Annotated in this window: 21 protein-coding genes and 3 pseudogenes; 15 read left to right on the top strand and 9 right to left on the bottom strand. The window is 71.9% G+C overall.

The window, feature by feature from the left end:
• Positions 1-372: 372 nt before the first annotated feature.
• Complete coding sequence (locus OHU34_RS40745; protein ID WP_142268465.1) at positions 373-1,941, top strand: acyl-CoA carboxylase subunit beta; 1,569 nt, start codon at positions 373-375, stop codon at positions 1,939-1,941.
• 60 nt (positions 1,942-2,001) lie between these two features.
• Here OHU34_RS40745 and OHU34_RS40750 read toward each other — a convergent pair whose 3' ends face one another.
• The 5 genes from OHU34_RS40750 to OHU34_RS40770 form a co-directional block, all read right to left on the bottom strand.
• A complete protein-coding gene (locus OHU34_RS40750; RefSeq protein ID WP_142268464.1) occupies positions 2,002-2,265 on the bottom strand; it encodes a DUF3253 domain-containing protein in 264 nt (87 codons plus the stop codon).
• Between the two features lie 29 nt (positions 2,266-2,294).
• Positions 2,295-2,732, bottom strand: a complete 438-nt coding sequence (locus tag OHU34_RS40755) for an ATP-binding protein (protein WP_142268463.1) — start codon at positions 2,730-2,732, stop codon at positions 2,295-2,297.
• Between the two features lie 179 nt (positions 2,733-2,911).
• On the bottom strand, positions 2,912-4,795 hold the full coding sequence (locus OHU34_RS40760; protein WP_235034685.1) for a glycoside hydrolase family 3 protein: 1,884 nt from the start codon (positions 4,793-4,795) through the stop codon (positions 2,912-2,914).
• Positions 4,792-7,107: a family 78 glycoside hydrolase catalytic domain gene (locus OHU34_RS40765; RefSeq protein WP_405771354.1), complete on the bottom strand. Its 2,316-nt coding sequence runs from the start codon at positions 7,105-7,107 to the stop codon at positions 4,792-4,794. The genes OHU34_RS40760 and OHU34_RS40765 overlap by 4 nt, the downstream gene beginning before the upstream one ends.
• Positions 7,108-7,308: 201 nt before the next feature.
• Positions 7,309-7,932: a TetR/AcrR family transcriptional regulator gene (locus OHU34_RS40770; protein ID WP_142268461.1), complete on the bottom strand. Its 624-nt coding sequence runs from the start codon at positions 7,930-7,932 to the stop codon at positions 7,309-7,311.
• A gap of 247 nt (positions 7,933-8,179) precedes the next feature.
• Here OHU34_RS40770 and OHU34_RS40775 point away from each other — a divergent pair, with 247 nt between their 5' ends.
• The 5 genes from OHU34_RS40775 (at position 8,180) to OHU34_RS40795 (ending at position 14,003) form a co-directional block, all read left to right on the top strand.
• Positions 8,180-9,658 carry an MFS transporter gene (locus tag OHU34_RS40775; RefSeq protein WP_142268460.1) on the top strand — a complete coding sequence of 493 codons (1,479 nt, stop codon included), beginning with the start codon at positions 8,180-8,182 and terminating at the stop codon, positions 9,656-9,658.
• 69 nt (positions 9,659-9,727) lie between these two features.
• Positions 9,728-11,233, top strand: coding sequence for a glycoside hydrolase family 43 protein (locus OHU34_RS40780; RefSeq protein WP_405771358.1), 1,506 nt, complete (start codon positions 9,728-9,730; stop codon positions 11,231-11,233).
• Positions 11,234-11,308: 75 nt separating this feature from the next.
• Positions 11,309-12,124 carry a DUF427 domain-containing protein gene (locus OHU34_RS40785; protein WP_142268458.1) on the top strand — a complete coding sequence of 272 codons (816 nt, stop codon included), beginning with the start codon at positions 11,309-11,311 and terminating at the stop codon, positions 12,122-12,124.
• A gap of 24 nt (positions 12,125-12,148) precedes the next feature.
• Positions 12,149-12,853 (top strand): TetR/AcrR family transcriptional regulator C-terminal domain-containing protein, encoded by a 705-nt coding sequence (locus OHU34_RS40790; RefSeq protein WP_142268457.1) that lies wholly within the window; start codon positions 12,149-12,151, stop codon positions 12,851-12,853.
• Between the two features lie 160 nt (positions 12,854-13,013).
• On the top strand, positions 13,014-14,003 hold the full coding sequence (locus OHU34_RS40795) for an NAD(P)-dependent alcohol dehydrogenase (RefSeq protein WP_230196061.1): 990 nt from the start codon (positions 13,014-13,016) through the stop codon (positions 14,001-14,003).
• Here the strand turns inward: OHU34_RS40795 and OHU34_RS40800 are convergent.
• On the bottom strand, positions 13,990-14,658 hold the full coding sequence (locus OHU34_RS40800; protein WP_142268455.1) for a TetR/AcrR family transcriptional regulator: 669 nt from the start codon (positions 14,656-14,658) through the stop codon (positions 13,990-13,992). The two genes, OHU34_RS40795 and OHU34_RS40800, sit on opposite strands and share 14 nt — an antisense overlap.
• Before the next feature lie 284 nt (positions 14,659-14,942).
• On the opposite strand from OHU34_RS40800, the gene OHU34_RS40805 reads away from it, so the two are divergent.
• The 5 genes and pseudogenes from OHU34_RS40805 to OHU34_RS40825 all read left to right on the top strand — a co-directional run bounded on the left by OHU34_RS40805 (position 14,943) and on the right by OHU34_RS40825 (position 21,338).
• Positions 14,943-16,151, top strand: a complete 1,209-nt coding sequence (locus tag OHU34_RS40805) for a CaiB/BaiF CoA transferase family protein (protein ID WP_405772534.1) — start codon at positions 14,943-14,945, stop codon at positions 16,149-16,151.
• Positions 16,151-17,176 (top strand): LLM class F420-dependent oxidoreductase, encoded by a 1,026-nt coding sequence (locus OHU34_RS40810; RefSeq protein ID WP_405771362.1) that lies wholly within the window; start codon positions 16,151-16,153, stop codon positions 17,174-17,176. The genes OHU34_RS40805 and OHU34_RS40810 overlap by 1 nt, the downstream gene beginning before the upstream one ends.
• Before the next feature lie 28 nt (positions 17,177-17,204).
• Positions 17,205-18,347 carry an acyl-CoA dehydrogenase family protein gene (locus OHU34_RS40815; protein WP_142268453.1) on the top strand — a complete coding sequence of 381 codons (1,143 nt, stop codon included), beginning with the start codon at positions 17,205-17,207 and terminating at the stop codon, positions 18,345-18,347.
• An 88-nt stretch (positions 18,348-18,435) separates the two neighbouring features.
• A pseudogene (locus tag OHU34_RS40820) lies at positions 18,436-19,389 on the top strand (acetyl-CoA C-acyltransferase); the annotation flags it as partial.
• Positions 19,390-19,505: 116 nt separating this feature from the next.
• Positions 19,506-21,338, top strand: coding sequence for an AMP-dependent synthetase/ligase (locus OHU34_RS40825; RefSeq protein ID WP_405771366.1), 1,833 nt, complete (start codon positions 19,506-19,508; stop codon positions 21,336-21,338).
• Here OHU34_RS40825 and OHU34_RS40830 read toward each other — a convergent pair.
• Together OHU34_RS40830 and OHU34_RS40835 are read right to left on the bottom strand one after the other, a co-directional pair.
• Positions 21,326-21,754: a hypothetical protein gene (locus tag OHU34_RS40830; RefSeq protein ID WP_230196065.1), complete on the bottom strand. Its 429-nt coding sequence runs from the start codon at positions 21,752-21,754 to the stop codon at positions 21,326-21,328. The two genes, OHU34_RS40825 and OHU34_RS40830, sit on opposite strands and share 13 nt — an antisense overlap.
• Before the next feature lie 122 nt (positions 21,755-21,876).
• Positions 21,877-22,077, bottom strand: a pseudogene (locus tag OHU34_RS40835) (BTAD domain-containing putative transcriptional regulator); the annotation flags it as partial.
• A gap of 7 nt (positions 22,078-22,084) precedes the next feature.
• On the opposite strand from OHU34_RS40835, the pseudogene OHU34_RS40840 reads away from it, so the two are divergent.
• Both OHU34_RS40840 and OHU34_RS40845 read left to right on the top strand, forming a co-directional pair.
• A pseudogene (locus OHU34_RS40840) lies at positions 22,085-22,261 on the top strand (alpha/beta hydrolase); the annotation flags it as partial.
• A 294-nt stretch (positions 22,262-22,555) separates the two neighbouring features.
• The gene (locus OHU34_RS40845; RefSeq protein ID WP_142268451.1) at positions 22,556-22,873 is read left to right on the top strand and encodes a UBP-type zinc finger domain-containing protein; all 318 of its coding nucleotides are present in this window, start codon (positions 22,556-22,558) and stop codon (positions 22,871-22,873) included.
• Positions 22,874-23,128: 255 nt separating this feature from the next.
• Here OHU34_RS40845 and OHU34_RS40850 read toward each other — a convergent pair whose 3' ends face one another.
• A complete protein-coding gene (locus OHU34_RS40850) occupies positions 23,129-23,962 on the bottom strand; it encodes an SAM-dependent methyltransferase (protein ID WP_405771370.1) in 834 nt (277 codons plus the stop codon).
• 1,148 nt (positions 23,963-25,110) lie between these two features.
• Between OHU34_RS40850 and OHU34_RS40855 the strand changes: the two genes are divergently transcribed.
• Together OHU34_RS40855 and OHU34_RS40860 are read left to right on the top strand one after the other, a co-directional pair.
• Positions 25,111-25,647: a DUF4241 domain-containing protein gene (locus OHU34_RS40855; RefSeq protein ID WP_405771372.1), complete on the top strand. Its 537-nt coding sequence runs from the start codon at positions 25,111-25,113 to the stop codon at positions 25,645-25,647.
• A 290-nt stretch (positions 25,648-25,937) separates the two neighbouring features.
• The gene (locus OHU34_RS40860; RefSeq protein WP_142268448.1) at positions 25,938-26,621 is read left to right on the top strand and encodes a S1 family peptidase; all 684 of its coding nucleotides are present in this window, start codon (positions 25,938-25,940) and stop codon (positions 26,619-26,621) included.
• The last annotated feature ends 5 nt before the right edge of the window (positions 26,622-26,626 follow it).

Consider the following 26,626-nt stretch of genomic DNA (forward strand, 5'->3'; position numbering starts at 1 on the left):
TTGGCCTACACCTCACCGACGCGGTGGGCCGGGGCAAATGTTTCAGATGAGTTCGGCGAGCGTCCGGCGAGGTGCGCGCGGGGAGGGGCGAGTGGGTTTCGAGCGAGGCCCCGTTTGGTTTCGAGCGGGGTGCTGGACGGTGGGGGACAGCACGAGCGCCGACGGCCGTAAGGGGTGGGGACATGGGGAGCGAGGTCGCTCGGGATGCGGTGATGGCGTTCCTGCCCGGCCTGAGCGGGAGTTCCGGCTGCCGCCGGCCGCGCAGCCCTCGGTAGGCCTGGCGTTGTCACCCCTGCCGTGTGAACCGCGTGGGCGGTTCGTCGTGGTGGGGGTTTCGGGCGTGCTGGGTTCGTTACGACGGAGGGATATGCCGTGAGCGGTGTAGATGAGTTTTCCAACGTTCCTGGTAGCCGTGTGGCAGTGGCGGAGTTGCTGGAGGTGCGTGCGGAGGCGGTGGCCGGGCCGAGCGGTGGGGCGGGTGGCGGCAGGAGACCGTCGGCGCGGGACCGGGTCGGCCTGTTGCTGGACGAAGGGTCCTTCGTCGAGGTGGGGTTGTTGCGGCGGCATCGGGCGAGCGGGTTCGGGTTGGAGGCGCGGCGCCCGTACACGGATGGTGTGGTGACGGGGTGGGGCACGGTCGAGGGCCGGCAGGTCTTCGTGTACGCGCATGATTTCCGTGTGTTCGGGGGTGCCTTGGGCGAGGCGCACGCGGAGAAGATCCACAAGGTGATGGACATGGCTCTGGCGGCGGGGGCGCCGCTGGTGTCGTTGAACGACGGTGCGGGTGCGCGTATCCAGGAGGGTGTGGTCGCGCTGGCGGGTTACGGCGGAATCTTCCGTCGCAATGTGCGGGCGTCGGGGGTCATCCCACAGATATCGGTGGTGCTGGGGCCGTGCGCGGGAGGCGCCGCCTACAGCCCGGCGCTGACCGATTTCGTCTTCATGGTGCGGGGGACGTCCCAGATGTTCCTGACGGGGCCGGACGTGGTGCGGACGGTGACGGGCGAGGAGGTCACGCGCGACGGTCTGGGCGGGGCGGACGTGCACGCGGAGACGTCGGGGGTGTGCCATTTCGCCTACGACGACGAGGAGACGTGCATCGCGGAGGTGCGGTATCTGCTGTCGTTGCTGCCGCAGAACAACCGCGAGTGCGCGCCGCGGTGGCCGGTGACGGATCCACCGGGGCGGCGGTCGGAGGAGCTGGTGGGTCTTGTACCGGCGGACGGCAGCCAGCCCTACGACATGACCGAGGTGATCGGTCACCTCGTGGACGACGGGGAGTTCCTGGAGATCCACGAGAGCTGGGCCCGCAACCTCGTGTGTGCGCTGGCTCGGCTGGACGGCGAGGTCGTGGGAATCGTGGCGAGTCAGCCCCGGGTCCTGGCGGGTGTCCTGGACATCGAGGCGAGCGAGAAGGGCGCCAGGTTCGTTCAGATGTGTGACGCCTTCAACATCCCGCTGGTGACGTTGGTGGACGTTCCGGGGTTTCTGCCGGGGGTCGACCAGGAGCACGGCGGAGTCATCCGGCACGGCGCGAAGCTGCTGTACGCGTACTGCAATGCGACCGTGCCGCGCATTTCCTTGATTCTGCGCAAGGCGTACGGGGGCGCCTACATCGTCATGGACTCGCAGTCCATCGGCGCGGACGTCACCTATGCCTGGCCGACGAACGAGATCGCGGTGATGGGCGCCGAGGGTGCCGCGAACGTCATCTTCCGGCGGCAGATCGCGGAGGCGGACGAGCCCGAGGCGATGCGGGAGCGGATGGTCAAGGAGTACCGGGCGGAGCTGATGCACCCCTACTACGCGGCCGAACGCGGTCTGGTGGACGACGTGATCGACCCCGCCGGCACCCGTGAGACGCTGATCCGCGCGCTGGCGATGCTGCGCACGAAACACGCCGACCTGCCCTCGCGCAAGCACGGCAACCCCCCGCAGTGACGGCCGCGGTCGCGGCGACCGGTTCGGCGCGCCGGCCACCCGTGCCGCTCGCGGACCCCGTCAGCGTGTCCGGCGGATCCTGATCGGACCACGGGCCGACGTCGGGTCGACGGGCTCTCCGCCCTGAGTGATCTCCACCAGACCCGCCCGGGACAGCCGCCCGGCCGCGGCACGCGTGGGCTCCATCAGCCGCCGCCACCCGTCGCCCGAACCGTGGTGCACCGACCGGGCGACCTCGGACGGGCAGACCGACGCGTCCGGCCGCCGCCGCCCCAGGAGGTCGAGGATGGCGCGTTCGAGCCGCTCGCCCTCGTCGGATGTCATGGGGCGGGCCTCCTCTCGGTGACGGCCTCTCATTCCGAGCCGGGCGCTCCGGGCGCGGCGCACGGGGGTGCTTGAAAGCAGGCGGTGACGCTCTTGCCGCGGGGGCAGGGATAGGCCTCCCACTTGTCGGCGAGGGCATCGATCAGCAGCAGACCACGCCCGCCGGGGGCGCTGGTGCCCGGATCGCGCGGCTCGGGCAGCCGAGGCGAGTCGTCATGCACGGTGACGTGCAGGCACTCCTCGTCCCAGGTGAGGATCAGCTGCGCCGCGCTACGGGCATGCACGTGGGCGTTGGTGACCAGCTCGGACACCGCCAGCAGGATCGAATCCACCAGATCCGGTGCCGTCCGCGTCCAGCCGAGCGTGGCCACATGCGCGCGCGTCCACTCCCTGGCGACCTTCACCCCACTGCTCACCGGGAGCGAGCGCGCCCATCCGACAGCCTTCAACGGTGAGTCCTTCGCCATGCTCTCTCCTTGGGCCGACCAGCCGGGTCCGTCCCGTGTGCCCAGAAACACCAGGTCCAAGCCGGACGCAGGGCCGGGCACGGGCGGGCACGGGCGTGATGCCGGGGCGTTGTGCCCCGGCAACCCGGCGGATCCGTTCAGCGCTGCTCGGATCCCGTCGGCGGCCGATGGCGAAGACGTCAGGCCCCGGCCGGGTAGCGCAGGCCGTGGCCGAAGGGGTAGAGCGGGTCGGCGCTCTCCTGGGGCACGTCGGGGTGTCCGGCCTCGACCTCGGCCATGGAACGGGGGAGTTGGAAGGGCAGCGAGCCCTCCGGTACGGCCCGGCCGAACAGGAGGTCGAACAGGGCGCGGTCGCCGGTGCCGTACACGGCGAGGAGTGCCGCCGAGCGGTCGGCGATCTCGGGGATGACGGCCGGGCGTTCCAGGTGGATCGCCACGACGGTGGGCACGGCGTCGAGCAGGCGGAGGATCTCCTTGAGGCGCTCCTCGGGGAAGTCGAGCCGGCCGGCGTGGAAGAAGGACTCGAACAGTCCGGGTCGGGGTTCGTACGGCGTGGTCAGGCGCAGCACCGCGAGGTCGGCGTCGGCGGGGTCGGCGACCAGGTCGGCGTACTCGGCGGCCGTCGTCGGATCGACGCCCTCGACGTAGAGACGGGGCCTGCCGGACAGGGGCAGCGGCCCGCTCTTGAGCAGGGTGGCCGAGCGGCGCTGGGCGATCTCGCCGGCGGCGTGGAAGTCGGCGTGGCCGACGATCTCCTCGGCGGCGTCGGGATCGACATAGCGCCGGTCGTCGAACAGGCCCAGACGGAACTTCTCGCCGAGCAGCCGGACCACGGAGGCGTCGAGCCGCGACTCCTCGAGCCGACCCGTGCGGACCAGGTCCACGATCAGTTCGGGGCAGGACTCGCCGCCGACCTGGTCGGCGCCCGCGTGCAGGATCTTCAGCAGTCGCTCGGAGGGGGAGAGGTCCTCCACACCCCAGGCCCGCGCCAGGTGCGGCTCGCCCATGACCAACTGGTCGGTGACCAGGCCCCAGTCGGTGCAGACGATGCCGTCGAAGCCCAGCTTCTCGCGCAGCAGACCGGTGATGATGCCGCGGTTGAAGCCGAAGCCGACCTCTTCGTGCTCGGTGCCGACGGGCATGCCGTAGTACGGCATGACCTGGGTGGCGCCCGCGGCGATGGCGGCCTCGAAGGGCAAGAGGTGGTAGTCGAAGAAGCCGCCGGGGTAGATCTGCTCCTTGCCGTAGGGGAAGTGCGGGTCCTCGCCGTCCTGCTGTGGTCCGCCGCCGGGGAAGTGCTTGACCATCGCGGCGACGCTGTCGGCGCCGAGGCCGTCGCCCGGTCCGCTCAGTCCCTCGATGTAGGCGGCGACGAGTCGTGACGTCAGGCCGGCGTCCTCGCCGAACGTGCCCGAGCCGCGCGCCCAGCGGGGCTCGGTCGCCAGGTCGATCTGCGGGTGCAGGGCGACCCGCAGACCGACGGCCAGGTACTCGCGGCGCACGGTGTCCGCGTACCGCCGTACGAGTTCGGTGTCGCCGACGGCCGCGAGGCCCAGCGACTCCGGCCACTGGGAGAAGGGGCCGGCCAGCATCGCGGTGCCCGGGTTGTCGGTGAAGGCATGGCGGGGGTCGGTGGAGAGGGTGACCGGAATACCGAGGCGGGTGTCGGCGGCCAGCTGCTGGACATGGTTGTGCAGGTCGGCCATCTGGCGCGGACTGCCGGCTCCGAGCAGGTTGAAGTGGGACATCAGGCTCTCGGACATCATCTCCTCGGCGGTGCGCCCGGCGGGTGCGGGCCGGTCGCCGATGCCGATGACGTGGTGGAAGAGCAGTCCGGCCTTCTCCTCGACCTTCATGCGCGCCAGCAGGTCGGCCACGCGCTCGGCGACGCTGTTCTGAGGGTCCTGGTACGGGTGGGTCACTGCGTGCTCCATGGGTGGGGGTTCGCGGGTGGGGGAGTAGGGGGCGGGGCCGGGGTCGGCGGCCGGCGAAGTGTCGGCGAGGCGCCGCGCGAGGGCGGCCGCGCGGACGGCGGTCTCCGTACCCGTGCGGCCGTGCGTCACGTCTGTGGCTGCAGCCGGTGCTGTTGCTGCGGAAGCGGGGTGTGGAAGGTGTGCCGTCCGGGTCCCGCGGTCACGGGTTCGGCGCCCGGCAGGTCGACGAGGGCGGAGGTGTCCGGGGGCACGAGGAGGTCGAGCAGAAGCAGGTCGCCCTCGACACGCCAGGCGGTCTCGGCCCGGCCGTACGGAGTCTCGTGCGCGGCGCGGGCCCAGGTGAGGCCGCCGCCCGGGCGGGGACGGACCAGGAGTCGGCGGTAGCCGGGTTCGGCGGGCGCCAGACCGGCGACGGTGCGGTGCATCCAGTCGGCGACCGCTCCGAGGGCGTAGTGGTTGAAGGAGGTCATCTCGCCGGGATTGACGCCGCCGTCGGGAAGCATGCTGTCCCAGCGCTCCCAGACGGTCGTGGCGCCCATGTCCACCTGGTACAGCCAGGAGGGGGCGGAGCGCTGCGTCAGCAGCCCGAAGGCGGTGTCCACGTGTCCGGTGTCGGTCAGCGCGTCGCACACCAGCGGGGTGCCGAGGAACCCGGTGCCGATGCGGTGGTCTCCCGACGCCACGAGGTCCGCCAGCCGGCGTCCGGCCTCGGTGCGTTCGGCGTCGTTCTCCAGCAGTCGGAAGCACAGGGCGAGGGCGTACGCGGTCTGGGTCTCCTCCACCAGCCGCCCGCCCCCGGCATGGAAACGGTGCCGGAAGGCCCCGCGGACCGAGTCGGCCAGGGCGCCGTAGTGCTCGGCGTCGTCCCGCTCCGCCAGCACGTGGGCCGTACGGGCCAGCAGCCGGGCCGAGTGGGCGAAGTACGCGGTGGCGACGAGGCTTGAGGAGGTCGTCGACCGTCCGGGGTCGTCGGCCGGTGCGGCCGGGTCCAGCCAGTCGCCGAACTGGAAGCCCTCGCCCCAGATCCGGCCGTCCCCGGCGAGGCGGTCGACCGCGTCGACCCAGCCGCGCATGGAGGCGTACTGGGCGCGCAGCACGCCGGTGTCGCCGTAGCGCTCGTACAGCACCCAGGGGACGATCACGGCGGCGTCGCACCACCCGGCCATCGGCGGATTGCCCGGCGGGATAGGGACGGGGGTGATCACCGGGACGGCGGGGCTGAACACCGGCGGGACGCCCCGCTCGTCGTCGCGCTGGTCGGCGGCCAGATCGCACAGCCAGGAGCGCAGGAAAGCGCGGACGTCGTAGAGGAAGGCAGCGGTGGGGGCGAAGACCTGCACGTCACCGGTCCAGCCGAGCCGCTCGTCGCGCTGCGGGCAGTCGGTGGGGACGTCGAGGAAGTTGCCGCGCATCCCCCACACCACGTTCTCGTGCAGCCGGTTCAGCGAGGCATCGGAGCAGGAGAACCAGCCGGTGGGGCGCAGGTCGCTGTGCAGGACGACGGCGCTCACGTCGGCCGGGGCGGGCTCCCCGGGCCAGGCGTCGATCTCGGCGTAGCGGAAGCCGTGGAAGGTGAAGCGGGGTTCCCACACCTCGCCGTCCGGGTCGCCGCGCAGGGTGTAACGGTCGGTGGCACTGGCGTGCCGCAGCGGACGGGTGCACAGCTCGCCGTCCTCCAGGACCTCCGCGTGCCGCAGGGTGACGGTTCGGCCCGCCTCGCCCCGGACGCGGATGCGCAGCCGTCCGACCAGGTTCTGGCCGAAGTCGACGAGGGTGCGGCCGGTGGGGGAGGTGGTGACGGCGATAGGGGCAACGGACTCGATACGGCGCACCGGCGGGCTGTCGGCCTCGAAGAGCGTGGAGGTGTCGAACGGCAGGAGTCGCACCGGCGCCCAGTCCGAGGCGTCGAAGCCGGGCTCGCTCCACCCGGCCTGCTCGCGGCGCGCGTCGTACTCCTCGCCCTCGTACAGACCCGCCGCGGTCACGGGCCCGGCGCTCCAGCGCCAGTCCCCGCCCGTGGTGACGGTGTGGGTGGTGCCGTCGGCGTACTCGATCCGCAGCTCGGCGAGCAGGCCGGTGTTCTCGCCATAGATGTTCCGGGTGCCGCCGTTGAAGCCGAGCAGCCCCCGGTACCAGCCGTCCGCCAGGTGCGCCCCCCAGGCGTTGGCCCCCTCGCGCAGCAGGTCCGTCACGTCGAAGACCTGGTACCGGTGGCGGTGCCGGTAGCTCGTCCAGCCGGGGGCGAGGACGTGGTCGCCCACCACGGTGCCGTTGAGTTCCAGCTCGTACACGCCGAGCGCGGTGACGGAGAGCCGGGCCGCTCTGACCGCTGCCCGCACGGTGAACTCGCCGCGCAACAGAGCGGCCGGCCGGGCCGCGGTGGCGGGCGGCTGTGCCGGTCGGGAGGGGGAGATGACGCGGGCGGTCCAGGGGTGGGGCATGTCGAGTCCTCGGCGCCGTGGGCGGTGGTGTCGGGTGCGGGGGTCCCGGGGGACGGAGATGAGCAGGCTCGATCATGCGCGCCAATACCTAGTGACCGCTAGGTGTTGGCCTGTATGACGTGAATCACGTGACCTGAAGCGACATGTGCATGACAAGCAAGGCGCCGTGGAGGCCGTCCGGCTCGCCCTGCCCGAGTCGGCCTACAGCCCCTGGCCGTCGGCGGAGATGGAACGCATCAGCCGGTCCAGGTGGGCGTGCATCACCGGGATGAGGTCGAAGGAGCGGCCGGAGGCGAGCCACTGCTGCCGCAGTCCGGCGTCGACGGCGGCGCATTCGCGCGCGATGCCGTCGTGGTCCAGGTCGGGCAGGAGTTCGCCGTTGTGGCTTCCCGCGCGCAGTCGCTCCGCGAGCTCCTTCACGCCCTTCTCCTGCCAGTGCGCGAAGAAGTCGTGGGCCGGATGGTCCGGCGCGGTCGCCTCGGCGGAGACCACGACGGCGAGCTCCACCATGCCCGGCATGGTGAGCGTCTCGGCGGTGTCCTCCACGTGGCAGCGGAACGCGTCCCGCACGGACTCCGACACGCGCTGCCACCGGGTGTCCATGCGGTCGTGCCAGTGCTCGACCACGGCCAGCAGCAGCTGCTGCTTGTCGCGGAAGTGGTGGAGCAGCCCGGCGTCGGTGATCTCGGCGTCCCGGGCGATACGGGCCAGGGAGGTCTTGCGGTAGCCGTCCTGCCCGAAGCGCAGCAGGGCCGCCTCGAGGATCTGGGTGCGCCGCGCCCGGCCTGCCGTGTAGCCGCCGCGCGGTCCCCTGGGTGTCGCCATGGAAGAACGGTACCGGGGCGCCGTGAGGCGTCCGTGGCGGGCGGGAAGCGCCCGATGTGCGTGTGACATGGGTCACCCTGCGAACACCTAGTAAGCACTAGGTGTTCGGGTCATCATCGACGTCACGCGACGACGGATTGCCACGCTGTCACCTCCCGGTGAGCGACGTGTCACGGCGGGTTCGATCCTCCGCGCCCCCCACAGCTCCTCTCACTCCCTTCGGCACCTCCGTGAAAGGAGGGCTGGCATGACACCGACGTCGCCAAGCCCCTCACTCGACATCGCGCCGCCCGCCAAGCCCGGCGGAGGCTGGAACCTCCGCCTGGTCGCGGTGCTGATCGCGCTCGCCTGGCCCACCCAGCTGCTGGCCGCCGGCGGAATCCTCGGCGCCAACGCCACCGCGAGCGTCGCGCAGAGCTTCCACACCACCCAGGTGGCGTGGTTCGGCCTCACGCTCACCCTGGTGACCACCCTGCTGACGCCGTTCGCCATCAAGCTGGGCGACCTGTACGGCAGGAAGCGCGTCATGCTCGCCATGATGGCGCTGGGTGCCGGCGGCGAGGCGCTCGCCGCTCTGGCCGGAGACTTCTGGCTGGTGCTGGTCGGCCGCGCGATCGCCGGCTTCTACGGCCCGTTCGGCGCGCTCTCCTTCGCCGCGGTGCGCGACATCTTCCCGCGTCGGCTGGTCAAGTCGGCCAGCGGCATGATCGGCAGCAGCGTCGGACTGGTCGCCCTCGGCACCCCCTTCCTCGCGGGATGGCTCGTCGACCACTGGGGCTACCGCGGCGCCCTGTGGTTCCTCGCCGCGGCCACCGCCGTCGCGTTCCTGCTGGTCGCCCTGGTGGTGCCGGAGACACCGCGGCACGCCTTCGACCCGGGTTTCGACTGGACGGGCGGACTGGTCCTCGGCGGCGGTCTCACCGCCGTGATCTACGCCGTCGGACAGGGCCAGAGCTGGGGCTGGACGGACGTCCGCACGCTCGGCTGGCTCGGTGCCGGCGCTGCCGCCCTGATCGCGTTCCTGTTCGTCGAGCGGGCCAGCGCCCACCCCATCCTCGACCTGAAGGTTCTGCGCCGGCGCCCCGTGGCCCTGGCGCTCACGGCCGGCGGCCTCGCCCAGACCGTCGCGTTCACGATGCCGGGACTGGCCATTCTGCTCGCCCTCTTCCCGCACATCCCCGGCGTCTCGGCCGGACTGGGATGGACGGCGCAGCACAACGCCGTGGTCAGCGTGAGCTGGAACCTGGTGATGTTCGGGACCGGCGTCCTCGTCAGCCGCTTCCTGCGCAGCCTGGACCCGCGCAAGGTCTGGATCGCCGGCCTGACGGTGATGGCCGTCGGCTACGCGCTCGTCGGCTTCTTCCACGGCAACGAGCTGGAACTCTCCCTGACGTCCTGCGTCGCCAACATCGGCGCCGGTGTCGTGGTGGCGGGAGCGCCGGTGCTCGTGGTCGGCGTCGTCTCCCGTGACGAACAGGGACTGGGCAGCGGCATGCTCAACATGCTGATCAGCCTGTTCGGCGCCATCGTCACCGCCGGCGCGTACGCCCTCCTCAGCGCCCACAGCACCGTGGTCGACGGCACCGCCTTCTACCAGGACGCCGGCTACGCCTGGGTCTTCTGGCTCGGCGCCCTCGTCACGCTCCTGGCCTTGGCGCTCTCCCTGTTCATCCCGCCGCTGCGTGATCCCGAGAACGAGGACGCGGGGGACACGGTGGCCGTCTGAGCGGGCCGGACGCCCACCCCTGCCCCACCCTTCCCCCCCGCCCGCTCCCGACCACCAGAAAGTCACGCCGTGCAGCTGCCCGTCCGCCCGGTCCTCCCCGGATTCCATCCCGACCCCAGCGTCTGCCGGGTGGGAGACACGTACTACCTCGCCAACTCCAGCTTCGAATACGCGCCGGGCGTGCCGATCCACCGGTCGACCGACCTGCGCACCTGGGAACACCTCGGCCACGCGCTCGACCGGCCGGCGCAGTTGCCGCTGGAGGGGGTGTCGGCCTCGGGAGGCATCCTGGCGCCGACCCTTCGCCATCATGACGGCCGCTTCTGGATGATCAGCACCCTCCTGGTGGGCGAGCCGAGGATGTTCCTGGTCACCGCCGAAGACGCGGCCGGCCCCTGGTCGGACCCGGTGTGGATCCCCGACGCGCTGGGGATCGACCCCGACCTCGCCTGGGACGACGACGGCGCCTGCCTGCTGACCTGGACCCGCTTCGGCGAGGGGATCGTGCAGGCCGTGCTGGATCCGCGGACCGGCGCCCTGCTCACCGAGCGACGGCGGCTGTGGCAGGGGACGGGCGGCAAGTTCCCCGAGGGGCCGCACCTGTACCGCATCGGCGCGTTCTGGTACCTGCTCATCGCCGAGGGCGGCACCGAACGCGGTCACGCCGTCACCATCGCCCGGGGACCTTCCCCGTCCGGCCCCTTCGAGGCGTGCCCCGGGAATCCGATCCTCACCGCGCGCGGCAGCGACGCCCCCGTCCAGAGCACCGGTCACGCGGACCTCGTGCGGCGCCCCGACGGTACCTGGGCGATGGTCTACCTGGGTGTACGGCCGCGCGGCAGCAGCCCCGAGTGGCACGTACTCGGCCGGGAGACCTTCGCCTGCGAGGTGCGCTGGAGCGAGGGCTGGCCCGGCCCGGCCGAGCCGATCCAGCCGGACGCCGCACCGGCCTTCACCGAGCACCTGACGGAAACGGGGCAGCACCTGCCGCAGTCCTGGGTGGCGCCCGGCGCGTTCCCCGCCGACGTGCTCAAGGCGACGGACCACGGCCGACGACTGACCGCGACGGGCGGACCTGCCTTCGTGGGCCGCCGCCAGGAGCACCTCTACCTGCGGGCGCGGGCGACGGTGGTCACCGACGGGCGGGGCGGGGGAGCCGGCGGATCCGGAGGACTGGAGTTGCGGATCGACGCCCGTCACGCCGTACGCGTCGAAGTGACGGACGGCCGTGTGCGTGCCGTCGCCCGGATCGGCGCGGCGCACGCGATGCTGGGCGAAGCCGCCGTCACCGGGGCCGCCGCCACCGGCGGGACGACCCTCGAACTGCGCGTCGTACCGCACAGCGCCGCCACACCCTTCGGCACCGACATGGGTCCCGACGAAATCGTCGCCGGCCTCCACGGCACGGAGGGATTCCGGGAACTCGGCCGCGTCGACGGCCGGTACCTCTCGACCGAGGTCGCCGCGGGCATGACGGGCCGGACCGTCGGTCTCACCTGCTCCGAGGGCGAGGTGCTGTTCCGGTCGTTCACCTACAGCGGCGCCGACGACCCGGAGGCACTGGACGGACGGTGAGAGCGGCGCCCGTTCGGGGAACGCGGAGGACGAGCGGAGCGTTCGGGGGAGGGTTCGACGAGGGAGGAAACGGACATGACCAGGCTCGGCACCGCCGACTCCGTACGCACCACCCCTGAAGGTCTCCTCTGGGAGCCCAGCCCGCGCTGGGTCCGGGGCCGCAAGGGCGAGTTCACCGTCGTCGACAGCCGGCATCCGGTCCTCGTGTGGGAGCCCGGCGTGCCGGTGCCCTTGTACGCCTTCCCGCGCGAGGAGGTCCGCGAGGACCTGCTGCGGCCGGCGAAGAACCCGCCGATCGGCACGCACACGGGATCGCGGGTCTTCTACGACCTCGAGGTGGCCGGCGAGCTGCTGGAGAACGCGGCCTGGACCTTCCCCGCACAGGACCTGGCCGGTCACGTCGCGTTCGAGTGGTTCCGGCGCACGGGCAGGGGACTCGACCACTGGTACGAGGAAGAGGAGGAGATCTTCATCCACCCCCGCGACCCGCACAAACGTGTCGACGCCCTGCCCGGCAGCCGGCACGTCCGGGTCGAGATCGACGGCACGGTCGTCGCCGACACCCGCCGCCCGGTCCTCCTCTTCGAGACCGGCCTGCCCACCCGCTACTACATCCCCCGCGAGGACGTCCGCCTCGACCTGTTCAGCCCCACCGACCACCGCACCGGCTGCCCTTACAAGGGCACCGCCAGGTACTGGTCCTGGACCGGCGAGGCGGACGTCCCGCCCGACATCGTGTGGAGCTACCCCACGCCGGTGCCCGCCGTGGCCGCCATCGGTGAACTGCTCGCCTTCTACAACGAGGCGGTCGACATCACCGTGGACGGCGAGCGCCTCGAACGCCCCGTCACTCCCTTCACGCATACGCTGTTGTCCCGCCCGGCGCCCTGAAGGCGTCGTCGAACGGCAGAGGAGATGGTGGAGATAACGACGAAGGCGGTCGTCGCCGCGCAGTCCCGCCCACCGCTGAGCAGGGGACGGGTGCTGAGTGCCGCCGTCGCGCTGGCCGACGAGGGCGGAGTCGACGCGCTCAGCATGCGCAACATCGCCCAGGCGCTCGGCGTCGTGCCGATGGCGCTGTACAAGCACGTGGCGAACAAGAACGAGTTGCTGGACGGCATGATCGACGTCCTCATGGACGAGATCGACCCACCGGCCGACGACACCGACTGGAAGACCACCGTGCGCCGGCGGGTGCTGTCGGCCCGCCGCATGCTGTTGCGCCACCCGTGGGCGCCCGCGGTCATCGAGTCGCGGACGAAGGCGCGGGCCACTCCCACCCCGGCGGTGATGGCGTACCTGGACTCGATGATCGGGATCTTCCGGGCCGGAGGTTTCTCGATCCGCCTGGTCCATCACGCGATGCACGTCATGGGCAGTCGTCTCCTGGGCTTCTCCCAGGAGCTGTTCGAGGACAGTGCCGACGGCCGTGAGCCGGACCCGGACGCGATGCCGCCCGAGGAGATGGCCGCGCGCTACCCGCACATCACCGAACTGGCCATGGCGGTCGCCCACGACCCGGAGTCCGTCGTCGGCGCGGGCTGCGACGACCAGTTCGAGTTCGAGTTCGCTCTGGACCTGACACTGGACGGCCTCGAACGGCTCCTGAGCACGGCCTGACCTCCCTCCCTCCCTCCCTTCCTACCTACTGTCCCCCTTGACGGGTGTACGCCGTACACCTACCGTGCCCGACAGAGGTGTACGGCGTACACCCGTCATGCCGGAAGGCATCTGTCGGGGGCTCGTCGGCCATCGACGCCACGAAAGAGGGGGCAACTCGATGAAGGCGATCGTGCAGGAGAGGTTCGGACCGCCGGACATCCTTGAGCTGGTGGACACCGACCGGCCCGAGGTCTCGGCCGGCCAGGTGTCGGTACGGGTGCGAGCCGCCGCGCTGAACCCCTACGACTGGCACATGCTGCGCGGCGATCCCTACGTGGCGCGGCTGATGGGAGGCGTGGGGCTGACGCGGCCGAAGTGCCGGGTGGCCGGCATCGACGTCGCCGGACAGGTCGAGTCGGTCGGCGCCGGTGTACGAGGCCTCCGGCCGGGCGACGAGGTACTGGGCTTCTGTCACGGCTCCTTCGCCGAGTACGCGCGCACCACCGCGGATCTCCTGGTCCCCAAGCCCGCGGGCCTGACCTTCGAGCAGGCCGCGGCGGTGCCGATGGCGGCGGTGACCGCCCTGCGCGGTATCCGGACCGTGGGCCGGGTGCGGGCCGGGCAGCGGGTGCTGGTCAACGGAGCCGCCGGTGGCGTCGGGACGTTCGCCGTGCAGATCGCGGTGGCCCTGGATGCCGAGGTCACCGGGGTGTGCAGCACTTCCCATGTCGATCTGGTGCGCTCGCTCGGCGCCGCGCACGTCGTCGACCACACCCGGGAAGACTTCACGGAAGGAGGTGAGCGCTACGACGTGATCCTGGACAACGTCGGCAACCGCCCGCTGAGCCGGCTGCGTCAGGTCCTCACCCCGACAGGCACGCTCGTGGCCAACGGCGGCGGCTCGCCAGGCCGGGTGTTCGGGGCGGTGGGTTCCATGCTCCGGGTGATCGCGGTCAACGGGTTCGTCCGCCAGCAGCTCCGGACGATCCTCCCGTCGACCCCGGCCGGACCGGCCCGGGAGGACCTGCTCGCCGTCACCGCGCTCATCGAGGCGGGCAGCCTCACCCCGGTGATCGACCGGACCTACCCGCTGGCCGACGCGGCCGAGGGCATGCGGTATGTGGAGCGGGGGCACGCGCACGGCAAGGCCGTGATCACGGTGGCGTGACGGGAAGTCGGAACGGGCGCGGTCCGGCGGCCTCCGCGCAGCCCACCGTGCCGAGGCAGAGAAGGACGTGCCGCTCGGCGATCTCCGCCGCGCCGAGAGGGCCGTCGGCCCGGTACCAGTTGGCCACCCCCTGACACATGATCAGGACGGCCCGGACCGCGTCGGCCGGGATGGGCGTGGTGAACACCCCCTGGGCGATGCCCGCCCGCACGGTGTCGAGCAGCATGTGCTCGAGGTAGTCCCGCAGGGCCACGTACCGGGCCCGGTTCGCCGGTTCGAGACTGCGTATCTCGGTGTCCAGGAAGGCCAGTCCCTTGCGGTTGGCCATGTACAGCACGATGGACTCGACCATGGCACGGAAGCGGGGGAGCGGCTCGTCGCCGGCCTCCGCGGCGGCGGCCCTGCAGCGGTCGAGCACGTCCTTGATGGACGTCTCCAGCAGGGTGGCCAGCAGTGCCTGCTTGTTGGCGTAGTGGTAGTAGAGCGCGGGAACGGTGACTCCGACCCGGCCGGCGATGTCCCGTACCGAAGTGCCGTGGTAGCCGTGCTCGTTGAAGGCTTCCATGGCGTGCACGAGGATCGGGTGCAGGTCCAGTGGCGCGTAGGTGCGCCAGTGGGGCGCGGCGGCGGTCTCCTGGCGGGGCTGCGTGCTCAAGGATGCTCCTCCGGTGCGGTGCCGACGAGCGACATCGTACGTCCCCGGGCGCCTGAAGGCGCCCCTCGTGCCGCTTAATGTCCGCTCAGTAACTCCGAGACCCACAGCGGGTTTCGTCGGCGAGTGCCTTTATGACGCGTGGTCTTTCAGGCTGAATGGGTGGAATTCAAGGGCTCAACTGCCCTCGGGGCAACTGGTGTTACGACCATTGACCGGCCGCCCGCCCCTCTCTACCTTCTTAGCGAGCGTTAAGTAGACCGGAGTTCGGAGGGCTGATGAGCGCGATGAGGGACACCACGACGCATGGGGACGCGAGGACCGTGCGGCAGGCGGCACCGGCGAGCCGCCGGGCCGGACCGCTGACCGGCGTACGGGTGGTGGAACTGGCGGGGATCGGGCCCGCGCCGTTCGCCGCGATGCTGCTCGGCGATCTGGGCGCCGACGTCGTCCGCGTCGACCGGCCGGGCACGCCGGTCCTCGGCGTCGACGCGGCCTTCGACGTCACCAACCGCAACAAGCGATCCGTCCTGGTCGACCTGAAGTCGGACGACGGGCCCGGCGCCGTAAGGGCGTTGGCGGCGCGCGCCGACATCCTGATCGAGGGCTTCCGACCGGGAGTGGCCGAGCGGCTGGGAGTGGGCCCGCGGGAGTGCCTGGCCGTCAACCCGGCCCTGGTGTACGGCCGGATGACGGGCTGGGGCCAGGACGGTCCGCTGGCGCCCCGGGCCGGGCACGACATCGGCTACATCGCCACGGTGGGCGCACTCGGCATGATCGGCGCCACCGAAGGCCCGCCCGTGATCCCCGGCAACCTGCTCGGCGACTACGCGGGCGGCTCGCTCTACCTCGTCGCCGGAGCGCTCGCCGCCCTGCTGACCGCCCGGACGACGGGGGAGGGGCAGGTGGTGGACGCGGCGATCGTCGACGGCACCGCCCACCTCACCGCCCTCGTCCAGGGCATGCTCGCGTCGGGTGCGTGGCAGGACGCCCGGGGCCACAACCTGCTGGACGGCGGGTGCCCCTACTACGCCGTCTACGAGACGGCCGACGGCGGCTGGATGGCGGTCGGCGCGCTGGAGCCCGCGTTCTACGCCGAGTTCGTCCGCCTCCTCGGCCTCGACGCCGAGGACCTGCCGGACCGCGCCGACCCGCGCCGGTGGCCGGAACTGCGGGCCGCCTTCGCGGCGCGCTTCGGATCCGCCGGACGCGCTGCCTGGACCGCCGTCTTCGAAGGCACGGACGCCTGCGTCGCCCCGGTGCTCTCCCTGCGGGAGGCCGCCCGCCACCCGCACCTCAGGGCCCGCGGCACCTTCACCGAGGAACACGGCATGGTCCAGCCCGGCCTGGCGCCCCGTTTCTCCGCGACCCCCGGCGCGCTGCGGCTGCCGCCGGCCCGCCCCGGAGCACACCACGACGAGGTGGCCCGGGACTGGCGCGTCCCGGAACTGACCGGCTCCCCGCGGCCCGCCGTCCAATCCGAGGACGGACGCTGATGGAACTCTCCACCCCCTTGCGGTACGCCGGTGACCCCCGCGCCGCCGCCGACGAGGCGGCCGCGCTGGAGGCGGCCGGACTCGACGCGATCTGGGTCGCCGAGGCCTACGGCTTCGACTCCCCGACGATCATGGGATATCTGGCCGCCCGCACCGATCGCCTGCGCATCGGCTCCGCCGTGCTCAACGTGTACTCCCGCACCCCCGCGCTGATCGCGCAGACCGCGGCCGGACTCGACGCCCTGACCGGTGGCCGCGCCCTGCTCGGCATCGGCGCCTCCGGCCCTCAGGTGGTGGAGGGATGGCACGGGCGCCGCTACGACCGGCCGCTCGGCCGCACCCGCGAGACGATCGGGCTCGCCCGCCGCATCTGGCGGCGCGAGGTGATCGAGCACCACGGCATCACCGACCTGCCCCTGCCGCCCGAGAAGGGCGGCACGCTCGGCAAACCGCTGAAGCTGCTGACCCGCCCGGTGCGCGACACCATCCCGGTGTACGTGGCCGCGCTCGGACCCGCGAACGTCCGGATGACCGCCGAACTCGCCGACGGATGGCTGCCGTTCCTCTATGTGCCCGAACACGCGGCGAAGGTCTGGGGCGGCCCGCTGGCCGAGGGCGCGGCGCGGCGCGCCCCGGAACTCGGCCCGCTGTCCGTCGTCGCCGACGGGCTGCTGGCGGTCGGGGACGACGCCGAGGGGGTCCGCGACCTGATGCGTCCCGTCATCGCCCTGTACGTCGGGGGCATGGGCGCTCCGGGCCGCAACTTCTACTACGACCTGGTCTGTTCCTACGGCTACTTGGCCGAGGCCGCCGCCGTCCAGGAGCACTTCCTGGCGGGCCGCAGGCGCGAGGCGGAGGCCGCGGTCCCCGCCGAACTGTGCGAACTGGTCTGTCTGGCGGGCCCCGAGGGCTATGTGCGCGAACGGGTCGAGGCGTTCCGGGAGGCGGGCGTCACGATGCTCAACGTCACTCCCGTCGGACGCGATCCGGCCCGCCTCGTCGAGCTCGTCAGGAACTGGCTCTGAACGACGATTCCCCGACCCGGAGGCGACCATGGAACGAGACCTGTACACGGCGGAGCACGAGGCGTTCCGCGAAACCGTCCGCACCTTCCTCGCCAAGGAGGTCCTGCCGCACCACGACCGTTGGGAGCGGGACGGAGTCGTCAGCCGTGACGTCTGGCGCGCGGCGGGCCGCCAGGGCCTGCTGGGCCTCGCGGTACCGCAGGAGTACGGCGGCGGAGGAACCGACGACTTCCGCTACAGCGCCGTCCTGATCGAGGAGTTCGCGCGGGCGGGAGCGTCCGGCGTGGCGCTCAGCCTGCACAACGACATCGTCGGCCCCTATCTCACCCGGCTCGCCACCGACGAGCAGAAGCGGCGTTGGCTGCCCGGATTCACCTCCGGCGAGACCGTCACTGCCATCGCCATGACCGAACCCGGAGCGGGCTCCGACCTGCAGAGCATCCGCACCACCGCCACCGACCGGGGTGACCACTACCTTCTCAACGGCGCCAAGACGTTCATCTCCAACGGCATCCTCGCCGACCTGGTCGTCGTCGTGGCCCGCACCACCCCCGAGGGCGGCAGCTCCGGGCAGAGCCTGCTCGTCGTCGAACGCGGCATGAAGGGGTTCGAGCGGGGCCGCAACCTCGACAAGATCGGCCAGAAGGCCCAGGACACCGCCGAGTTGTTCTTCGACGACGTGCGGGTGCCCAAGGAGAACCTGCTGGGCGGGGAGAACCAGGCCTTCGCCGCCCTGATGGCCAACCTCGCCCAGGAACGGCTCGCCATCGCCGTGGGCGCGGCGGCCGCGGCCGAACACGTCCTGGAACTCACCCGCGCGTATGTGAAGCAGCGCGAGGCGTTCGGCCGCCCTCTGGCCCGGCTCCAGCACATCCGCTTCGAGATCGCCGAGATGGCCACCGAGTGCGCCGTCACCCGGACCTTCGTCGACCGCTGCGTCACCGAGCACGGTGCGGGCCGGCTCGACGCCGTACACGCTTCGATGGCCAAGTGGTGGGCGACCGAACTCCAGAAGCGGGTCGTCGACCGCTGCCTCCAACTGCACGGCGGCTACGGCTACATGACGGAGTACCAGGTTGCCAGGGCGTTCCTCGACAGCCGGGTCCAGACGATCTACGGCGGGACCACCGAGATCATGAAGGAGATCATCGGCCGCGCGCTGCTGGCCTGACCGCCCCGCCTTCCCCTTCGCACCCGGCGCTCCCGTGTCCCCGTCGACTCCCTCCGTCGACTCCCTCCACCCGACCGGAAGGTTCCCTGTGACGATCAGCGAAGCGTATGTGTACGAGGCGATCCGCACCCCCCGCGGCCGGGGCAAGCCCGGCGGCGCGCTGCACGGCACCAAGCCCGTCGACCTGGTCGTCGGACTCATCGACGAGGTGCGCCGCCGGTTCCCCGGCCTGGACCCGGACGGCATCGACGACATCGTCCTCGGCGTCGTCAGCCCGGTCGGCGACCAGGGCGCCGACATCGCCAGGACCGCGGTGATGGCCGCCGGGCTTCCCGACACCGTCGCCGGCGTCCAGGAGAACCGCTTCTGTGCCTCCGGTCTGGAAGCCGTCAACCTCGCCGCCGCCAAGGTGCGTTCCGGCTGGGAGGACCTGGTCCTGGCCGGCGGGGTGGAGTCCATGTCCCGCACACCCATGGGCAGCGCCGGCGGCGCCTGGGCACTCGACCCCCTGACCAACCACGACACGGGGTTCGTCCCGCAGGGCATCGGCGCCGACCTGATCGCCACGCTCGAGGGGTTCGGCCGCCGGGACGTCGACGCCTACGCGGCCGAGTCCCAGGAGCGGGCCGCCCGGGCATGGAAGGAAGGCCGCTTCGCCCGCTCCGTCGTCCCCGTGCGGGACCGCGACGGACTGCTGGTCCTCGACCGGGACGAACACCTCAGGCCAGGCACGACCACGGACTCCCTCGCCGCGCTCCAGCCGTCCTTCGCGGCCGCCGGTGGACTCGGCGGATTCGACGCGGTCGCCCTCCAGAAGTACCACTGGATCGAACGCGTCGACCACGTCCACCACGCGGGCAACTCCTCCGGCATCGTGGACGGAGCGGCGCTCACCGTCGTCGGCTCCGCCGAGGCCGGCCGACGGCACGGACTGACCCCGCGAGCCCGGATCGTGTCCGCCGCCGTCTCCGGAGCCGACCCGACGATCATGCTGACCGGGCCCGCCCCGGCCTCCCGCAAGGCACTCGACAGGGCCGGCCTGAGAGCGCGGCGAGACCTTCGCCGACCGCTGACCACCCCCCGCCCACTCCCCACACCACACCCGACTCGATCTGACTCCGATCCGATCCGATCCGTCCAGCACGCCAGGAGGCCGTCATGACATCTGCCCCGCGCACCGACGGGGACCCACAAGGAGAACCGGCGGCGCCGTCCACGCTGCCCCAGCTCCTGGAACGCAACGCCCGCCTCCACCCGGACCTGCCCGCCCTGTCCTGGCGGACCCCGGACGGCGCCGCGTGGTCCACGCTCACCTGGGCGGAGGTCCGGGACCGCACCACGGAACTCGCCGCCGGTCTCGCGGCGCTCGGCGTGGGCCGCGGCGACCACGTCCTGCTGATGATGGCCAACCGTCCCGAGCACTGGCTGTCCGACCTCGCGCTGGTGCGCCTCGGCGCCGTGCCGGTCAGCGTCTACGGCACCGCCGCGCCCGAACAGATCACCCACATCGCGCGCAACTGCCGGGCGGCGCTGGCGATGGTGGAGGGCGCCGCCCAGGCCGCCGTATGGGCGCCTCTGCTCGACGACGACGCCACGCCGCTCGGACGGCTCGTGGTGGTGGAGGACGGCGAGGAGGGCCACCACCTGCCCTACACGGCGCTGACCCGCGAGCCGGTCCCGGAGGGCTTCGGCAAGGCGCTGGACACGGCCCGCCCCGGGGACGCGCTGACCGTCGTCTACACCTCCGGGACCACCGGTGAGCCCAAGGGCGTGGTCCTCACCCATGAGCAGGTGCTCGCCAACGCCGTCGCGCTCGACGAAGTGGTGGATCTGCCGCCGCACGTCGAGCACATCTGCTATCTGCCGTTCGCCCATATCGCGGAGCGGATGCTCGGCATCTACCTGCCCTGCCACCGTGCCTCGCACGTCCATCTCTGCGCCGATCCGGCCACCGTGGCCGAAGCGGTGCGCGAGCTGCGGCCCCGGCAGTTCTTCGGTGTGCCGAGGGTCTGGGAGAAGCTGGCCGCGGCGGTCCGCGCCGGACTGACCCCGCTGCCCGAGGAGCGGCGCAAGGCCGTGGAGGAGGCCGCGGAGGTGGCCCGCGAGCACGTCGGCTTCCAGGAGCGCGGCGAGGAGCCGCCCGCCGCGCTCGCGAACGCGTACGCACGGTGTCGCGAGACGGTGCTGTTGCCCCTGTTGGCCGCGGGCGGCCTCGACCGGGTCGCCTGGGCCGCCAGCGCGTCCGCGCCGATGCCGCTGGACGTGGTGCGGTTCTGGGCCGGCTTCGGCATCGTCGTCATGGACGCGTGGGGCCTGACCGAGACGGCGGGCGTGACGACGGCCAACAGCCCCCGCACCGGATTCCGGCTGGGCTCGGTGGGCCGCCCGGTGTCGAGCGTGCGGGTGCGCACCGCCGCGGACGGCGAGCTCCAGGTGCGCGGCTCCTCCGTCTTCGCCGGCTATCTGCGGCCGGACGGCACGGTCGGCCCCGCGCTCGACGAGGAGGGGTGGCTGCACACGGGCGACATCGGCCGGGTGGACGAGGACGGCTTCGTCTGGGTCACGGACCGGAAGAAGGAGATGATCATCACGTCGACGGGCAAGAACGTCTCCCCGGCCCTCGTGGAGAACGCCCTGAAGGAACACCCGCTGATCGGCCAGGCGATGGTGCACGGCGACCACCGCTCCTACCTCGTCGCGCTGCTGGTGCTCGACCCCGAGGCGGCGCCCGCCTGGGCCGCCTCGCACGGCCTGGAGAACGGCGCGGACCTCGCGGCGCTGGCCGCGCATCCCGCCGTCATCGAGGAGGTCGACCGGGCCGTGGCCGCCGCCAACAGCCGCCTCAACCGCACCGAACAGGTCAAGCGGTACCGGCTGTTGGCTCAGGAATGGGGACCGGCGACCGGCGAACTGACCCCGTCGCTGAAACTGCGCCGCCGGGTCGTCCGGGACAAGTACGCCACCGAACTGTCCGGCCTCTACGGCGACTGACCGCCAGTGCCGTGACCGCGGGACTCTCCGAGGGCTCTTTCGGCTTCCCTGACGTGGTGTTCGACCGGCCCGAACGAGACCAGGCCGCTTCCGGCGCCGGCGAACTCTCCGACGGCGGCGGAGAGTTCGCCGCGGGCCCGGCGCAGGACCGGCCGGTGCCCGACGGCTGCCACGGTGCGGGCGAGTACGCACCACAGCGCCTCCTGCGGGAGGTCGTGCGGAGGCCGGGGTACGGCCGTGAGCGCCTGCCGGGCCCGTTCCACGGCGCCGGACGCGGCCAGCAGCAGGGGGTCGAGCCACGGCCGGTAGGGGCCGGTGTCCAGACGGGCGAAGTCGTCGGGGTCGGGCAGGGCGTCACCCCGCATGACCGGAACCAGCGCGACCAGCGCGGCCGCGCCCCGGGTGAGGCCGGGCATACCGCAGTCAGCGGTCTCCGCCAGGACCTGTGCGTACCGGGACCGTACTCACCGCCTGCTCCGAGGGCGGCGCGGGCACGGCTCAGGGTCTCCAGAGCCTCACCGCGCCGTCCGGCACGGTCGAGCGCGGTGGCCAGCAGGACCCAACCGTCCTCCCGGCCGGGGTGGGCGGCTGCATGGGCGCGCAGATCGGCGACGGCCTCGCGGGCGGCACCCGTTGCCAGCAGGGCGTCGGCGCGCCGCTCGACCGCGTCGAGGCGGAGTGCCTCCAGCCGGGCCTGTTCGGCGGCAGCCCACACGGCGGCGGGGAAGTCGGCCAGCACCGGCCCACGCCCGGTGACCGTCCTCCAGCAGGACTGGGGCGCCGCGCTCGGCCACCACGCCCAGGGCCTGCGGGGCGCCTGGGCCGGCGATCTGCGGCACCGCACGGTGTCCTGCGGCCACTTCATGGCAGAGGAAGACCCCAAGCTGATCGCCGACGAGATCCGGACGCTCGCCGACCGCTGAGCCGGACCCGCCGACGCCGCCCCTCCTCCCGCCTCCGGAGTCCGGACGGAGGAGGGAGGCAGGGAGCGGAGATGTTGTCACCGCCGTCGGCGAAGGCCACCGCAGCGACCTCGAGCGCGCCCGGCCCGCCCTCCTCGGCCTCGGCTGCTCGGGCTCGGGCCACGAGCCGACGTCGTCACCCCGTCGCCCACACTTTCTCGAGCGTCTCGCATCCGACAGCCGGGGAGCGGTCGAAGTGTTGGCAGCGGCAGCCAGTGGCAGCAGTGAGCGAAAGTCGGCGAAGGAGGAGACTTGATGGTCGGGTGGACCCCGCGTCCCGATGGTGGCCGGCCTGAGGGGCGCGGATGCGCACACATCGAAACACCTGAACCGGAGCACGCACCGCAGAGCGACACATGCAGGCAGTGCGCGGCTCTCGGTCACGACTGGGTCGCCCTGCGGGTGTGTCTCACCTGCGGCCACGTGGGCTGTTGCGACAGCTCGCGCCACGGCCATGCCACCGCTCACTTCGAGTCCAGCGGACACCCGCTGATGCGCTCCACCGAGGACGGCGACGAGTGGGCCTGGTGCTTTGTCGATGAGGTGTACCTCCAGCCGCGTGACGACGGCTGAGCATCCCTTGCCTGGGTGGCCGAACACGAACGCCCCCGGTCGACGGGCGCGGCAAGGCGAGCGGCGCACGGGGCGCGACGGCGTCGAACCGCCACTGCCGTGCGAGACCCACCGGGTGCCCGCCCCCTTCCCCGGTGGGGCCGGGGCCGGGGCCGCGGAGCCCCGCTCACTCCCCGGCGTCGATGCCGAAGCGGTTCGCCACCCCGGCGATCCGGAGGCCAGAGGCACAACCGCCCGACGATCGCCGTTCGGGGATCACGTCTGGGCTTTCAGTGCCAGTCCGGCGGCGATGAGGCGTTCCCAGACCGTGAGCTCTCGTCGTTCGCCGCTGTCCCACGGGCTGGCGGTGTCGTCGGGACGCCACAGGGACGCGGGGACGATCCCGGGGTCGAGGATCTCCAGGCCGTCCAGCAGGGAGGCGATCTCCACGTCGGTGCGCCACCGGCCGCGGCCGAACGTCTGCTGGAGGACCTTCTCGGCCTGCGCGGTCTCCGGGTTGTCGCCGGAGCGGAAGTGGCTGACGAAGAAGTGGCTTCCGGCGGGGACGTGGTCGCGCCAGTAGCGGACGATGCCGGCCGGGTCCTCGTCATCGTTGACGTGGTGGAGGATGGCACTGAGGATGACCGCGACGGGACGAGTGAAGTCGATGATCTCGAGGGTGTCGGGGTGAGTGCGGATGCCTTCCGGATCGCGCACATCGGCCGCGACGACGCGGGTCCGGTCGTTGTTCTCCAGCAGTGCGCGGCCGTGGGCCAACGCTTGGAGATCGATGTCGACGTAGACGACCCGCGACTCGGGAGCGTGCCGCTGGGCGACCTGGTGGACGTTGTCCGCGGTCGGCAGGCCACTGCCCAGGTCGATGAACTGCCGGATGCCGGTGGTCGTCGCGATCTCCCTGACCGCCCGGGTCAGGGCCGCGCGATTGGCGAAGGCGATGGCCACCGAACCGGGCAGGTCGCGCTTGAACACGTCACCGATCTCTCGGTCCACGGCGTAGTTGTCCTTGCCGCCGAGCAGATAGTCGTAGACGCGGGCGATGCTGGGTTTGGCCGGATCGATGGAGGAGCCTTCGTACGTCATGGCGACCATTCTTCCCCGCAACGTCGCCTGCGCACCCTTGTTTTGGGGCCTTCCAGCAGGCTGGAGCGGCGCGAGGGCGTTCAACCCGAAGAATCCCGACTCCGTCGGGCCCTCACGCCAAGAGGGGCTCGCCGGTGAGGAGTCCCGGTGACGACGCTCCTCCGGTACTGCCGCGCACCATGAGGAGCGGCTGCCGCACCGCCCCTGCCCAGGAAACGGGTTCCCTCGCCGTTCGCTGTCGGTACCGGTCGCTACCGTGGCGCCCGGAGTGATCAGGAAGATCGCGTGAGGCGCGGTAGGGGTGGGCGTGGCAGCTGACAGTGTGGACATCGTGGACGTGACGTACTGCGAGGGTTGGGACCCGGTCAGGCGGGCGGCCGGCACTGCCATAGCGGAGGACGAGGCCCGTCGCCGTGATGAATCGGCCGAACCGTACGCGGCCCTGCTCTCGTTCCGGGGCGAACCGAAGGCCCTGTTCCAGATCGACTGGCGCCACGGCTACCTCGGACTGTTCCTCTTCGACGCCCAGGCGCGGCGGACCCAGGAGTACGAGTACCGCCAGTTGGAGGCGGGCCGACTCCGCCTTCGGCGGTACGAGCAGTGGCGCCTCGCCTCCGACACCGAGCCCGAGTTCCCTGCGCGGGGCTGGCGATTCACTTTGACGCTCAGGCCGGACGGACGGGCCTTCCGGGTTCTCGACGCCGGCGGATCGTTGCACATCGGCGCGAAGGTCCCGGCTGAGCACCAAGCGGTGGCCAAGGCCGAGTTCGGCGCATGGACGGCGTACGCCGACGCGCGGGTGCTGGGGCTGGCCGGCCCGCTCACTCTGGTGCCGGCGCCGCCTCCTGCGGACGGTTCTGTTCCCGGTGCCGACGTCTCCTGGTCCGCGCCCGTCCCGCTGCAGCCGGGTCACCTCGAAGAACTCTTCCTACCCGGAACACGCCTGACATGCGGTGACGAGAGGGTCGCGGTGATCGCGGAGCCCGCTCGGGCGGGCATGCTCCACCTTCCGACCGGCTCGGTCGTCGCCGGGGATCCCTGCACCATCGACGACGATCTGCCCTTCACCGTCACAGTGCCGCCCGGTGACTACAGCGTGTTGATCTCGACCATGCGCTGGGAGGGAGAGGACCGGGGGGGGAGAGACCCCGGCGGCCATGCTGCGGGTCCTCGACAAGCCGGCCGCCAGCTGGGAGCTCGCACTACGGCCCGGGCAGGACGCCCGGCTCCTGGGCGACGGGGAGTTCTACGGGTTCGGGGTCGATACCGCCACGGCGTGTTTCCTGGATGCCTCAGCCCGCGACACGCTCCCGAAGCTCTTCGAACAGCAGCAGATGGAGGGATCGCCCTGGGGGCCCGACTCGCACTCGTGCACCGTCTCCGACCCAGTGAGCGGTGCCAACCTGATCGCATACCCAAGCGGGCGCGGGGACGGAAGCTACCCCGTGTGGATCGGCCGCGACGCCGATGGCGCGGTCACCTGCCTCGTCGCCGACATGCTCGTTCTCCACGACGCTGACACCCTGCCGCCGACGGAGCGCTCTGCCACCTGCCTGTCACCCTTCGCCCCTCGCGTGGAGGACCGCCGGGACGCCCCCTTCACAAGTCCCGGTTCCACCATCGAGTTCATCGATGCCCAGATCGCCGACATCGTGGAGTTCAAGCAAGAGCTCCGGAGCCGCCGGCGGAACTGACGGGACTGGCCGGCGGCTGGAGCCGATTGGTGTGGCAGTGGCCGAACAGCAGGTCGACGCTCCACTGAGAACGGTGCGCTTGGCATCTTGTCCTCGGCGGCCCGGCCCGGTGGTGAGCCCCCGTGCTGATCGGCTCCTGCTCGATGAAAGCGGTCGGTTCGGACCGGACGGCGGTGCGGGCGGCCGGTGCGGACGGCGGTACGGCCGGACCGCGTCTGTCGCCGGGGCGCCGCCTCCCGCAGGATGGAGGCACTGCCCGGTACGAGACGACCGACTCCCCTGGAGGGGCCGTGAGACGTCCGCACACCCGCCTGACGAGGTTCACCACGGTGGTGACAGCGGTGGTCGCCCTGCTGTTCGGCACCGGTACGGGCGCCACAGCCGTCCAGGTGCCCACGATCCGCGGGGGCACCCTGCTGTACGCGGCCACCGGCGCCCAGTGTGTCGTCGGCTTCAACGCGGTGAGCGGGACCAACCGCTACGCCGTGATGGCCGGCCACTGTTCCGGCACCTACACCACCACCTGGTACGCGGACGCGGCCCACACCCTGCCGGTCGGCGTCACCGCGGGCGCCTCCTACCCGATCGACGACTACGGCGTGGTCCGCTACACCACGAGCGCGCTGGTCCTACCCGGTGACATCGCGCTGGGCGGGGGCGTCTACCAGGACGTGACCGGGGCCGCGAACCCGGCGATCGGGCAGTCCGTCTGCCACGTCGGACGGACCAGCGGCGTCCACTGCGGGAGGGTGACCGCGGTCAACGCCACGGTCAACCACGCCGACGGCACGGTCCACGGTCTGTTCCGCTCCACCGCGTGCTCGGAACCGGGCGACACCGGGGCGCCGGCCTACTCGGGGTCGATCGCCCTCGGGTTCGCGGTGGGCTCCTCGGGCAACTGCGCGTCCGGTGGCGTCACCTACTACCAGCCCGTCGCGGAGGTCCTCTCGGTCTTCGGCCTGACTCTGTACTGACGATC

Origin of the sequence: Streptomyces sp. NBC_00080 (assembly GCF_045041255.1) — a bacterium.
In the GTDB taxonomy this organism is placed as follows: domain Bacteria; phylum Actinomycetota; class Actinomycetes; order Streptomycetales; family Streptomycetaceae; genus Streptomyces; species Streptomyces coriariae.